Origin of the sequence: Marinobacterium marinum (assembly GCF_013868415.1) — a bacterium.
Taxonomy (GTDB): Bacteria; Pseudomonadota; Gammaproteobacteria; order Pseudomonadales; family Balneatricaceae; genus Marinobacterium; species Marinobacterium marinum.
The window spans coordinates 110791-122513 of sequence record NZ_JACEMT010000035.1; the positions used below are offsets into that span (position 1 = coordinate 110791).

General features: G+C 52.1%; 13 protein-coding genes. 10 read left to right on the forward strand and 3 right to left on the reverse strand.

Annotation, left to right across the window (positions count from 1 at the left end):
- Positions 1-21: 21 nt before the first annotated feature.
- Entirely contained in the window at positions 22-1995 is a 1974-nt protein-coding gene (locus H1S06_RS03680; RefSeq protein ID WP_181737355.1) for a tetratricopeptide repeat protein, read from the forward strand.
- A gap of 143 nt (positions 1996-2138) precedes the next feature.
- Here the strand turns inward: H1S06_RS03680 and H1S06_RS03685 are convergent, their stop codons facing one another.
- Positions 2139-3140 carry a LuxR family transcriptional regulator gene (locus H1S06_RS03685; RefSeq protein WP_181737357.1) on the reverse strand — a complete coding sequence of 334 codons (1002 nt, stop codon included), beginning with the start codon at positions 3138-3140 and terminating at the stop codon, positions 2139-2141.
- Between the two features lie 137 nt (positions 3141-3277).
- Between H1S06_RS03685 and H1S06_RS03690 the strand changes: the two genes are divergently transcribed.
- The 9 genes from H1S06_RS03690 (at position 3278) to H1S06_RS03730 (ending at position 9481) form a co-directional block, all read left to right on the forward strand.
- Positions 3278-3457 carry a helix-turn-helix transcriptional regulator gene (locus H1S06_RS03690; RefSeq protein ID WP_431739768.1) on the forward strand — a complete coding sequence of 60 codons (180 nt, stop codon included), beginning with the start codon at positions 3278-3280 and terminating at the stop codon, positions 3455-3457.
- A 4-nt stretch (positions 3458-3461) separates the two neighbouring features.
- Positions 3462-4316: a helicase RepA family protein gene (locus H1S06_RS03695; RefSeq protein WP_181737358.1), complete on the forward strand. Its 855-nt coding sequence runs from the start codon at positions 3462-3464 to the stop codon at positions 4314-4316.
- Positions 4306-5214 (forward strand): replication protein C, IncQ-type, encoded by a 909-nt coding sequence (repC, locus tag H1S06_RS03700; RefSeq protein ID WP_181737361.1) that lies wholly within the window; start codon positions 4306-4308, stop codon positions 5212-5214. The genes H1S06_RS03695 and repC overlap by 11 nt, the downstream gene beginning before the upstream one ends.
- A gap of 1155 nt (positions 5215-6369) precedes the next feature.
- A complete protein-coding gene (gene trbJ, locus H1S06_RS03705; RefSeq protein ID WP_181737362.1) occupies positions 6370-7146 on the forward strand; it encodes a P-type conjugative transfer protein TrbJ in 777 nt (258 codons plus the stop codon).
- A 2-nt stretch (positions 7147-7148) separates the two neighbouring features.
- On the forward strand, positions 7149-7346 hold the full coding sequence (locus tag H1S06_RS03710; RefSeq protein WP_000790452.1) for a hypothetical protein: 198 nt from the start codon (positions 7149-7151) through the stop codon (positions 7344-7346).
- Positions 7347-7348: 2 nt separating this feature from the next.
- Positions 7349-8644 carry a P-type conjugative transfer protein TrbL gene (gene trbL / locus H1S06_RS03715; RefSeq protein WP_181737364.1) on the forward strand — a complete coding sequence of 432 codons (1296 nt, stop codon included), beginning with the start codon at positions 7349-7351 and terminating at the stop codon, positions 8642-8644.
- Positions 8645-8699: 55 nt separating this feature from the next.
- A complete protein-coding gene (locus H1S06_RS03720) occupies positions 8700-8897 on the forward strand; it encodes a hypothetical protein (RefSeq protein ID WP_001076797.1) in 198 nt (65 codons plus the stop codon).
- Positions 8898-8917: 20 nt separating this feature from the next.
- Positions 8918-9172: a hypothetical protein gene (locus tag H1S06_RS03725; protein ID WP_166707654.1), complete on the forward strand. Its 255-nt coding sequence runs from the start codon at positions 8918-8920 to the stop codon at positions 9170-9172.
- Positions 9173-9244: 72 nt separating this feature from the next.
- The gene (locus tag H1S06_RS03730) at positions 9245-9481 is read left to right on the forward strand and encodes a type I toxin-antitoxin system ptaRNA1 family toxin (RefSeq protein WP_181737367.1); all 237 of its coding nucleotides are present in this window, start codon (positions 9245-9247) and stop codon (positions 9479-9481) included.
- 51 nt (positions 9482-9532) lie between these two features.
- Here the strand turns inward: H1S06_RS03730 and H1S06_RS03735 are convergent, their stop codons facing one another.
- Together H1S06_RS03735 and H1S06_RS03740 are read right to left on the reverse strand one after the other, a co-directional pair.
- Positions 9533-10102, reverse strand: coding sequence for a hypothetical protein (locus H1S06_RS03735; protein WP_181737369.1), 570 nt, complete (start codon positions 10100-10102; stop codon positions 9533-9535).
- A 30-nt stretch (positions 10103-10132) separates the two neighbouring features.
- A protein-coding gene (locus H1S06_RS03740; protein ID WP_181736393.1) for an IS3 family transposase occupies positions 10133-11676 on the reverse strand; the annotation gives its coding sequence in 2 pieces (ribosomal slippage) (positions 10133-11205 and positions 11205-11676; 1545 coding nt in all).
- Positions 11677-11723: the final 47 nt, after the last annotated feature.

An 11723-nucleotide genomic window follows, 5' to 3' on the forward strand; every position in this document is an offset into this window, starting at 1 on the left:
CATTGAGGACAATAAACAGAAATGGCTGACGATATGGAATGCTTTGATGACCTTCCAGAGCGAGCCTCCAATCATGTCACGGAGGAGAAGGCAGAGACGGCATTTCAGAAATGCCTAACAGAGAGTGGTCTTTTTATCCTTCAGCGTGCTGACCGAAAGGACTATGGTACAGACTGCGAGATCGAAGTTGTCGAGGATGGGAGAGCCACCAACATTAGGATTCACGTTCAGCTTAAGGGCACTGAGCGTGCACTGAATGCGGACGGCTCTCTAAGCGTTGAAATTAGTCGCACAAACCTGAATTATCTACTGATGCATCCGCATAGTTTTTATGCTGCCTACCACGTCCCAACGGCGACGCTACGCATCTGCCTCGCTGAGACCGTTCTCCGTAAATATGAGCATGCTGGAAAGAACTGGACCCAGCAGCAATCACTTACAGTTAACTTCACGGAAGATCTGACGACAGAGCGGTTGGGCCGACTTGCTGAATTGTCCAGTTCTGCAACTCGAGCGGCACGTAATCGTCGCGTCGAACAGTCCCGGGCAGCACCAGGAGATTTGATTGGTCTCCTTCGCCGAGCTGTACCGGAGGTTCATGTTCCTGATGATCCAGACTCAGCTCGACAACTCTTGGAACACTTATATGACCAAGATGCTGATGAGGAAATTAGTGCCGCCTTTGACCGATTCATGGCCGTGCTTGGACCAGAAGACGATGCCATGGGCTGCGCTTATATGTCAGAAATTAACTTGGGCATGTCTGAGAGAAGCCGGTTTCCTGATCGGATCGAAGCAGCAGTGATCCATTTTAAGAGGCAGCTTAGTAGTGGGCGCTACGAGCAGGGAAGCCTGCATTACACAATCGGTAATGCCTACTCGGCGCTCGGCCGGGAGGATTGCGCCACAGAGGCTTATAAGGCAGCGTTGCTAGAACCTGCATTCGCAAATTCGTCAAGTCTGGCATCCCAAGGCCATAAGAATCTCGGGACGAGCTTTGAGCGGCTCGGAGATGAGGTGCGAGCAGTTAACCACTATCGTGAAGCCTTGCGAATGAATCCTCTCCTTCCTGAAGCCCACTATGCCTTAGCCCAATTCTACGTGCGTAAGGGCGAGTGGAAGAGCGCTCTTGAGCATCTGGATCAGGCCGTCTTCACAGATCCTATATATGCTAAAGCAGCTGGAGTTGCGGGTTGGCGAGCTAACGTTCTTTTCAACATGGGTGAGGGGATTGCTGCGTTCCGCGAAATTAACAATGTTCTTGCCCAGGCCGACCGCGAGCCATGGGTTTGGCCGTTTTTTGCGCGGCTGGTAGCTAGTTTCGGTCGGGCTACGGCTGAAAATGCGCGTCAGGCGCAAGGGTTCTGGCATCGCTATGTAGACGCTCATCCTGATACATCTGGAGGTCGTCGCGAGATGTTATTGGCTACCTTATATTTACGGGCGGAAGGCCAAGATATAGGCCAAACCTACATGGAGTTTCTGGATAAGTTTGTTAGGCATATAAAGCACATTGATAATACGGAAGAAGCCGCGTTTTTGTGGGATCGCCTTGGACACTGGGCACAGGATGAGGGCAACTGGCTAGAAGCGGAACGCTGTTTTCGGATGGCCTACGATCTCGCAGGAGGGCACTACGGATACTGTCTAGGAACCGCTCTTAACTTTCTTGGAAGGTTTGAAGATAGTTTGCCGATCCTGCTTGAACAGGCAGAGCATATCCAGCCTGATGCAATGAGCTGGTTTCAGCTTGGTGCAGCGTACGGTGACCTTGGCCAATCAGAGCAAGCTATTAAATCCTATGAGAAAGCGTTAAATCTTGATCCAGAATACGACTTGGCGATGTTCAATCTAGGTGGTGTCTATTGGAATAGAGGGAGCATAGTCGAGGCTTTGGATATTTGGAGAAGGGCGATTGAGCGTTTTCCAGATCATGAGCTTACTGCCAAACTTCAACGGGATTTTCCGCAGTTCTTTCCTCGGGATATCGACTAGCAGCATGAAAACCTGATTTTGATGTTGTTGGTTTACCTGTTTAGCATTAGGAATTTGGTGTCGTAAGTCGGGTATGGTAATGGAGTCGGTTTCAAGCCCCGCATTTTAGCGGCTAAAATTTCTCTTGATAGCTTTCTAGGTTCTTAGGTTCCTAGCAGGAACTCCTTTCGAACTGACGCCAACGCTTTAGACACGGCTTGGCGTGTCATTGGCTGCTGCTTGGCGTTCAGTATTTGCTTTCCGATTTCTGTCTGGTTAAATCCGTCTCGCTTGAGTACCAGCATTTTTTTCTTGGTATCTGATAGCTTAGAGTCCACCATCCTTCGGGCTAGATTGCGTAATTCGGCCTTGTCTGCTGGTTGTAAAGTTTTGCCTAGCATCAAGTAAAGGAAGTATTGATCGACCAGTGTATCGCCAGACATTAAAGGTCTAGAGCGATTGGCGCATTGCTTGTTTATTCTTTCTAATTCAATGTCAAACTGCGCGATAGAGCGTGTTGCCTGCTTATATAAAGGATTCCAAGATCCATTTGGTAATTTTGGTTGGTGATTTGTGCAGTACAAGTTGCTTAGACGTAGAACGTCATTGCTACCACGCAATTGGGATTTGTTATCCGAGAATGATGTTAGCGTAGTCGGAGAACCACAGAAACGACAAAAGCTGTGGCGGCGCTTGTCATTTAGCCCTCTAGATGTTCCGTTGATGCATCGCATTGAAGACTTTACCGGTTGCTTGCATGCACAGTCCTGAACTAATTCAATCAGTGATTCATGTGTTGCGATAAACCTTTGATCTGTCTTGGTCTGTTGGTCTTTTGTTTTTATGAACGCTCTTAGCAGGTGGCGTTGTAGGCGGACCGCTGCATCAAACCCGACCAGTTGAGCCATCTCGCTGAAAGATACCTCTGTTGAACCTGGCATGTGTACCAGGTAGTCAAGCGGGAGTGTTTCCCTGTATGCGGTTACAGCAGGGTCTATCAGCTCATGTATTAGCCGATGAATGGGGTAGCGCCGGGATGCTGCGGAATATGGTTTCCAGCTATCTCGGAACTGGCGGATGGCGCTGGCAATATCTGGATCACAACCATTCCAGATAGCTATATAGTAATTGCCAAGTCGCTTCTTTGCTTGCTCTTCACTTTCCATGTCAACCATTTTATCCAATTTATAGGCTTAATCAAGTGGCATTGCTGGGCACCATAGAGCTTTCATAAGTAAGTGGAGGCACAAGTATGCAAGCAATGGCAAACAAGACACTGATCAATCGAAAAGTGCTATTGGAGATGATTCCGCTCTCCTCACGGACAATTTATAACTTGGAGAAGCGGGGTGAGTTCCCTCGCCGAATTGCACTTACCAGCAGAAACGTCGCGTGGGACCTGTCGGAAGTAGAGCAGTGGATTGAGGAGCGTAAGTCTTCAGGAAACCAGGCTACTCGGCCTGGCAACACCATAGGGGCCTAACATTATGGCCCTTGATCTTATGGCGGCCTTTTCGGAAACGCCGCCGCCTCTTGATTATGTTTTACCTAACATGGTTTCCGGTACGGTAGGGGCCTTGGTTTCACCAGGTGGTGCCGGAAAATCCATGCTGGCCTTACAGCTTGCCACGCAGATCGCTGGAGGCCCAGACTTGCTGGAAGTCGGAGAATTTCCTGTTGGGCCAGTTATCTATCTTCCCGCAGAAGATCCTCCCGCTGCTATCCATCACCGATTACATGCGCTTGGAGCGCATCTCACCGCCGAGCAGCGGCAAGCTGTTGCTGAAGGCTTGCTGATTGAGCCGCTGATAGGAAGGTGCCCCAACATTATGTGTCTCGATTGGTTCGATGGCCTTAAGCGAGCGGCTGCGGGTCGCCGCCTTATGATCCTGGACACCTTACGTCGTTTCCACATCGAAGATGAAAACGTTAGCGGTCCTATGGCGCAAGTGATCGGACGTATGGAAGCCATCGCCGCCGATACAGGGTGCTCTATCGTATATTTGCACCATGCCAGTAAGAGCGCCGCCATGATTGGTGCGGGTGACCAGCAACAGGCCAGCCGTGGGTCGTCTGTTCTGGTCGATAACATTCGCTGGCAATCGTACATGTCTGGCATGACGCAAACCGAGGCTGAGGAATGGGGTGTTGATGATAGTCAGCGTGGGTACTTCGTTCGCTATGGCGTGAGCAAGGCGAATTATGGCTCTCCTTTCGCAGAGCGTTGGTTCCGGCGTCACGAGGGCGGTGTGCTCAAACCTGCCGTGCTGGAGAGGCAGCGTGTAGCCAATGGCGTGCTGCCATTCAAGAAATCTAAGGTGAGGTCACGTGATGAGCTTTGATCTTACCCATGTTCGACATGATCCAGCTCACTGCCTGGCTCCTGGCTTGTTCCGTAGTCTGAAGCGTGGAGAGCGAAAGCGGCTCAAGCTGGACGTAACCTATACCCATGGCGAGGATTCGATACGTTTCTGGGGGCCTGAGCCTCTAGGTGTTGATGATCTTCGCATCCTACAAGGGCTTGTGGCTATGGCCGCAATTTCTGGTGATGGGGGACGCGGGATTGTACTGCGAAACGAAACAGAGTCAGAAGTTGGGCAGCAATTGCGTCTCTTGCTAGACCTGAAGTGGGACGCGGTTGAGAAGGATGCAATGGTTGCCAAGGGCAGCTTTCGACAACTGGCCCGAGAACTTGGGTATGCCGACGATGGAGGCAGCCAGTTCAAAACTATCCGCGATAGCATCGAGCGCCTATGGGCAGTATCGGTCATTGTGGAGCGTAACGGGCAGCGTCAGGGTTTCCGCATCTTGTCCGATTACGTCAGCGACGACCGGGAAGGTAAACTGTTTGTCAGCCTAAACCCTCGATTAGCAGAGGCTGTTATGGGAGAACGTCCACATACTCGGCTCGACATGACTGAGGTTCGGGCGTTACAGACCGATCCTGCTCGATTAATACATCAGCGATTATCGGGCTGGATTGATGCCGGTAAATCTGGACGGGTAGAACTGAATACCCTTTGCAACTACGTCTGGCCGGACGAAACGAAGAACCCCAACACCTTGAAAAAGCGCCGTCAGACGGCCCGGAAAGCGTTGGCTGAACTTATTTCAGTGGGCTGGACTGTACATGAATACGCCAAGGGGAAATGGGAGATTAGGCGGCCAGGGGCCAACCAAGCCAACCCCCGGCGTGACAGCACCCATCCCCGGCATAATAGTACCCGCCCCCCGGCATAACAGTATCCCATCCCCGGCATAACGGTACCCTCTTCAATCGCGCAAACGCTTGCAGGGCAAGGCTTTCCGGCCTGTTTTGGAAATCGATCCAAGATATTCCAAAGAATATCCATCATACGCGGCATGGCCCGCGCCTGAATGGCGCGTTCATGCCTTGCCAACTCAATCGGCCTCCGGCCGATGTTTTAACGCCAAGAGGGTGGCCGATTCTGCTTCCTCGCCAAGGGATATCACCTTTTCTTGGCGTTCAATCCGTCCGAAGGACGACCAAAGCCGCCTTTTAAGCCCCAGGAGCGTCGTTCAGAGGCCGACTAGGGGTAGCGGGAGGCGATGCCTGAAGCGCCTCTTTGGGCGGCTCAGGAAGCCGTATTCCATACATCAAGATGAATAGCCACTTACGCCGGTAGTAGGCTGAAAATGTGTGCGGTTTGTAGGTTGTAGTATGTAGTAGCACCATACAACATACTACAACACTACATTTCCTATCCGCACTGACGTTGTGCCCGAAAAGCTGTCCGAAGTTGGGCGCTAGCGGCTCGACACGCACTGAGTGTTGGTAGCGCTCCTTCCTGACCGTATGATCCAACCGATACCAATCTGAAACTGTCAAAGAAAAGGCCGTCAAGAGTGTCTGGAATGTTTAAAAATTATTGAAATACAGTGTGTTACATCGGGTGTGTTCCTAGCGCTCGCACGTTTCATTGACACTTGAGGGGCGAAACTCCTCCTGAATTGGCAAAGCTGTGTATTGCTGTGTTTTTTGGCTGTGTAATCCACCGCGTTAGCGTAGTAATTGCCTGATATTGCGCTTTTATTTTGTGCTTCTGTTCTAGCAAGAAGGTGAACAAGCGATTTTATATGGTTTGCACAAAAAAACAGATTTTCGCAGCAACACTTTCCTTGGCGTAAACAACGCTGAATGGCGGGCAGGATAGGTGAAGTTAGCTAATCGGCGGAGCCAATTAACTATCTTCACTTTCCCTTATTCGCGCCGGGGCGCTCAACGGGGAATCCTGCTCTGCGAGGCTACCGGCTACCGCCGTAGGAGTTATTGGCTTAAATATCTCCGTGTCAACCTTTATGTCCAATTATTGAGCTTATACGTTATGCATTGAAAGGCACGATAAAGCATTCATTGGTAATGGAGATCAACGTATGCAAAAAGTTAAAAGAAAAAATTTAGCCGCTAAAATTGCTCTGGCTATCGCTATGACGACCTGCACCTTGCAGCCCGTTTACGCCGGTATTCCAGTAGTTGACGGCACCAACCTATCGCAGAACATCATGTCCGCGATGGAAGCCGTAGCGCAGACACTCAAGCAGATTCAGGAATACCAAACCCAACTCCAGCAGTATGAAAACCAACTGCAAAACACAATGGCCCCGGCGGCTCATATTTGGGACCAGGCACAGCGCACCATCAACGATCTGAACCAGGCGACCAACACACTCGCCTATTACCAAAACCAGCTTGGTAGCCTCGATGCTTACCTAGGCAAGTTCCAGGACGTGGCCTATTACCGCAGCTCGCCTTGTTTCTCGTCGGCGGGATGCAGCGATGCCGAACGGGCCGCTATGGCCGAGAACCGCCGCCTGGCGTCTGAATCGCAGAAGAAGGCAAACGACGCGCTGTTTAAGGGCCTAGAGCAGCAGCAAGACAACTTGCAGGCCGACGCTCGACAGCTCCAGCGTCTGCAATCTGCCGCCCAGGGCGCGGACGGCCAACTGGCCGCCATTGGTTACGCTAACCAGCTCGCTAGCAACCAGGCCAACCAGCTCCTGCAAATCCGAAGCCTGTTGATTGCCCAGCAGAATGCCGTTGGCACTCGAATGCAGGCGGATGCTGACCGCGAAGCTCAATATCAAGCGTCCCGTGAAAGGTTGTTTGATATGGGCGAGCCAACCGACCGTTCAGAAAACAGGGGGTTTTAATCATGAAGAATATCACCCGAGTTTTTATCGTTAGCGCGTTGGCCTCTTTTGTTCTAGTGGGGTGCGGTGAAGATGACGGGCCAAAGCCTGCAACGATCAACTGTGACAACCCGAACCTGACGAAAGAGCAGAGGGAAGAAGGGAACTGTCTTTGGGATATGGGCGAACCCACGGATCGCTCCAAGAACAAGGGGTTCTAATCATGAGCAAGATATTCATTCGACTTGTGATGCTCCTGGCAGTTGTACTGACTTCACAAGCTGCGTCAGCGGCCATTGAGCCTAATGGTGTCTTGGATGAAGTGGCAGTGCGTTTCATGACGGCCAGTGCTACTTGGGGCACGGTAATTACAAACTATGCCGCCTGGCTGTTCTGGACGCTGGGTACTATATCCCTTGTGTGGACTGGCGGGACCTTAATCCTTAAACAAGCGGATATAAGGGAGTTCTTTGCCGAGTTCGTGCGCTTCATCCTGACGTTTGGTTTCTTTCTCTGGTTGCTCAGAAACGGTCCAGACTTTGCGACGTCAATCATCGACTCGTTGAGAATGATCGGTGCTCAAGCCGGTGGCCTTCCGAGAGACCTAACCCCGTCAGAGCCTATTAGTATTGCGTTCGACATTATTGTGAAAGCTGGTGAGTCCTACAGCATCACAAGCCCGATAGATAACTTGTCTATCTTCTTAATCACGCTGGCAATTTTGGCATGTATGGCGGTAGTGGCGGCCAATGTGTTGTTGGCCTTGGTGACGGCTTGGATATTGATCTATGCCGGTGTCTTCGTGCTGGGTTTTGGTGGTTCGCGCTGGACTTCAGATATAGCAATCAACTACTTCAAAAGCGTATTGGGCGTTGCTTTGAAGTTGATGACAATGACGTTGCTCATTGGCATTGCCATGTCGATCATGGACGGTTTCTATGCCGATCTATCCAATGATGCCCCTATGCGTGAACTGCTGGTGATCTTTGTCGTTTCACTGGTTCTCGTGATGCTCATTCACTCGGTTCCCAATGTGGTCGCCAGCCTGGTTCCTGGAGGCGGCGTAGCGGCAGGTGCAGGCAGTATCAGTGCCGGAGCGATGGCCGGAGCGGCTGTTGCCACTGGTGGTATGGCTGCCGGTGCAGCAATGGCTACCGCCGGCGGTGCGTCTGCTATTCAGGCTGCATTTGCAAAAGCAGGTGAGAACGTAGCGAACAATACTGACGTTATGTCGAGCCTGGGCGAAGCATTTAGCGGTGGCGGCGATTCGGATGAAGCTGGCTCCTTTTCCCAAGCCTCTGGCCAATCCTCTAGCGGTGGCGAATCTTCTGGCGGCGGCTTTAAAGGCAGCGCTGTGAAAGCGGGTCGTATTGCAGCGGATACCGGTGCGAATTTGATGAAGGGAATGAGTGATATGGCCGGGGATCGAATTGGCCGCACTGCTGGAGGTCGTTTAGCTAGCTCGATCCGAAATAGTACGAAAGATGACGGGGATGACGACGACAAGGAGGGCGACTGACGACGCTTCCCCTGCATTTGACAGCGATAGCTTAGGCGGCGTCGGCACTGGCTGGATGAATCAAACCGGCGGCTTTGATGGCCTGTCCAGTGAGGACCAGGAAGAAGCCCGCCAAGCACACGCAGAATGGCAAGAGCGCGACCCGGAAAAGCACACCTTCGACGTTGAGGACTACGTGTCGTATGCCCAGGAACGCCAGCAGGAGCGCAACGAAGAGGTTGCCAGTTTTGTTAAAAAGGGTCGCATGGCCTAACTAGATAAGGATTACTGATTATGGAGTTTAGCTTTCCACCTCAAAACCTTGCGGAGGTATTTGGTTTCTTCGCAGTGATGTTCATTGTGATGCTGGCCTTCTATTTTTTGGGGCAGTGGCTGCACAACACCGGACACGGCCCGAAGATGAAAGCCATTGCCGTTAAAATGGAGGTATTCCAAAACAGGTTGGCCGGGCGTGCTTACAAGGACATGAGGAGATCGGTCGATCAAATCGACAAAATGAGACGCTGGCCGTTTGGCCGACGAAAGTAGTTAGAAAGCACACGGGCCGGTGATGGTGCACCGGCCCGCATTTTCACATACCACCTGACAGAGAGGTGACACATGACAACCACACATAATATCGAAGTTCAGCAAGCAATTCATCAGGCTGCGATCAAGCTGGCCGCCCTGGAGTTCATCGACCAGGAAACCGCCCGGCAGGTTTTGCCAGTCGCGGAGGCGGTCGCCAATATGTTCACGCTCCTGTACTACCAGGCTGAAACTGGCCGAGTGACGACGGAGGACTTCCAGAAGGCGTTAGCCATTGTGCGGCAAGCTGCATTAAAAGAGTTACGATGAACGAAAACAAAGGCGGCTGTGGGCCGCCTTTTTGGAGAGGTATTGAACTGATCAGGTCCTCTTACGGCTTCCCTGTAATTCATCTAGAAAATCTTTGATGTTTTTCAGGTCATCTTCAATTTCTTCGATTGTCGGATACGGATCACCTACTGCCGGAGCGCTGTCATGTCCTGTGAAATAGGTGCTGCATTTCCCCATTGCATTATCTACTTTAGCTGTATCATCGTCTGAAATGTCAACAAGGCGAGATAGGCGTTGTGTGTAAACCCCTCTTTCAAACCTGCTTACTACCTTATTGAGCAATTTTTCCTCAACTAATCGTTCCCAAGTTTCTCTGAGTAAGCCGTAAAATGCCCGGGATGCTTGACGAAAATCAGCTTCAGTTCCATCTCTATCCAACTTCCTTAAATCTTGTAATTTTGTATTTAGATGTTTTATGCGCTTTGATGTTGTCAGTGCTTCCCATGGAGCACTATCCCTTACTAGCCCAGCGAATTTTCTAGAACGCTCCAATGCGACGCTTGCATGCTGGGCTCCTTGGAGTTCGGCTTGCTCTAGTAAAAGCTTGAAGAAAACTATGTCATGAGTAAATACGACGACTTGCCGAGCGGTAACTGTCAACGTAGTTGTCGCGTATAAGTTATCAGCTCTTTAAAAACTCGCCGCCTTTTCCGGGTTCAGTGTGACTGACTCCGGCAAGCTGAAGTCACGGATATCACCTGACCAGCGTTGGGGGTTCTTGGCCTTCTCGACTTCGAGAACCCGTTTGCGTTGCGCCAGGATATACTCGGCCTCGCCGTTATGACGCTGCTCAGGTGTCACGTATTTCAGAGCACTGTGCCGATGCTCGGTGTTGTACCAGCGCACGAACTTCAACACCCAATGCCGTGCCTCTTCGAGCGTCTTGAAGCCATTCACCGGGAACGCCGGTCGGAACTTCAGGGTTTTGAACAGTGACTCCGAGTAGGCGTTGTCGTTGCTGACGCGAGGTCGGCTGTTCGAGGGGGTAATGCCCAGGTCGTACAGCTTTTCCAGGAACGTCGCGGCCTTCATGGGGCTGCCGTTATCAGAGTGCAGCACCAGCGGCTTGGATCGGGCGGCCAGATGTTCCCGCCAGTAGGCCTTTTCGACGAACTCGCTGGCCAGTTCTCCGGTTTCACGCGCGTAGACTTCGTGGCCCACGATCTTACGGCTGTAGACATCCATCATCAGGTACAGGTAAAACCAGGTGCCACGGGCAGGTCCAGGCAACCAGGAGATGTCCCAGCACCAGAGCTGATTAGGCTCGCTGGCTTCATGTGTGGTTGCCTGGCGTTTGCGCTCAGGCGGTTTCTGCCGGCCTCTGGCATGCAGCTGATCGTATTCGTGCAACACCCGGTAGAACGTAGATTCCGACGCCAGATAACGCCCTTGATCCAGCTGATCCGCCACAATAAACGCCGGCGGGGCACTGCGATATCGCGGTTGATTACAGAGCGATACCACGGCTTCACGCTCCTGCTCTGACAGCTTGTTATGCGGTGCAGGTCTGGGCGCGATCGGTCGTTGATCCGCATGGACCAACTGATTCGCCGTCCAGCGCTGGTAGGTGCGCACACTCAGGTTTAGCAAGGCACAGGCCTTGACCAGCGGAGCACCGTTGCTCTGAGCCTCCTGGATCAGACTAACGGCATGCTGGCGATCCGGGAGGCTGGTCATTCGTCCTCGTCTTTGGGGCCCCAGATCGCCTCTGCTTTTTTTGACAGTATTAGCAGCGCGGCCGTCTCCGCGAGCGCCTTCTCCTTGCGGCGTAGATCAGCTTCTAGCTGCTTGATCCGTTTGCGCTCGGCCTTGGTCGCTTGGCGATGCTGTTTGGCTTGCTCATCTGCTTGCGCATTGGCGCCCATACAGGCCGCCTTCCAGGCTTCGATCTGCTCCGGGTACACACCGCGCTGGCGGCAATATTCGCCGATCTCCGCTTCGCTCATCGGAGCGGTCTCCAGCACCATGCGGAATTTTTCTTCGCTGCTCCACTTGTCCGGGGCGGCTGAGTTGGATGGCAAAACGGCACCTCGTTCTCTGGCGGCTTTACGCCAATTGTACAGGGTCGCGGTACTGATGCCTTCCTGACGAGCCAGCTCGGCTACTGTCATGCTGTGAGGCGGCGCCATTTTTTGGAGGATGGCTTCCTTACGTTCCGGTGAATAGTGGGGCATGGTTGTCCTCTGAAATTTTCAGGCGACAACTACGCTGACACATAGGG

What these genes read in the sequence shown, in the direction of transcription:
- H1S06_RS03680 (WP_181737355.1), top strand. Translation starts at nt 22, where the DNA reads ATGGCTGACGATATGGAATGCTTTGATGACCTTCCAGAGCGAGCCTCC.
- H1S06_RS03685 (WP_181737357.1), bottom strand. Translation starts at nt 3,140, where the DNA reads ATGGAAAGTGAAGAGCAAGCAAAGAAGCGACTTGGCAATTACTATATA.
- H1S06_RS03690 (WP_431739768.1), top strand. Translation starts at nt 3,278, where the DNA reads ATGATTCCGCTCTCCTCACGGACAATTTATAACTTGGAGAAGCGGGGT.
- H1S06_RS03695 (WP_181737358.1), top strand. Translation starts at nt 3,462, where the DNA reads ATGGCCCTTGATCTTATGGCGGCCTTTTCGGAAACGCCGCCGCCTCTT.
- repC (WP_181737361.1), top strand. Translation starts at nt 4,306, where the DNA reads ATGAGCTTTGATCTTACCCATGTTCGACATGATCCAGCTCACTGCCTG.
- trbJ (WP_181737362.1), top strand. Translation starts at nt 6,370, where the DNA reads ATGCAAAAAGTTAAAAGAAAAAATTTAGCCGCTAAAATTGCTCTGGCT.
- H1S06_RS03710 (WP_000790452.1), top strand. Translation starts at nt 7,149, where the DNA reads ATGAAGAATATCACCCGAGTTTTTATCGTTAGCGCGTTGGCCTCTTTT.
- trbL (WP_181737364.1), top strand. Translation starts at nt 7,349, where the DNA reads ATGAGCAAGATATTCATTCGACTTGTGATGCTCCTGGCAGTTGTACTG.
- H1S06_RS03720 (WP_001076797.1), top strand. Translation starts at nt 8,700, where the DNA reads ATGAATCAAACCGGCGGCTTTGATGGCCTGTCCAGTGAGGACCAGGAA.
- H1S06_RS03725 (WP_166707654.1), top strand. Translation starts at nt 8,918, where the DNA reads ATGGAGTTTAGCTTTCCACCTCAAAACCTTGCGGAGGTATTTGGTTTC.
- H1S06_RS03730 (WP_181737367.1), top strand. Translation starts at nt 9,245, where the DNA reads ATGACAACCACACATAATATCGAAGTTCAGCAAGCAATTCATCAGGCT.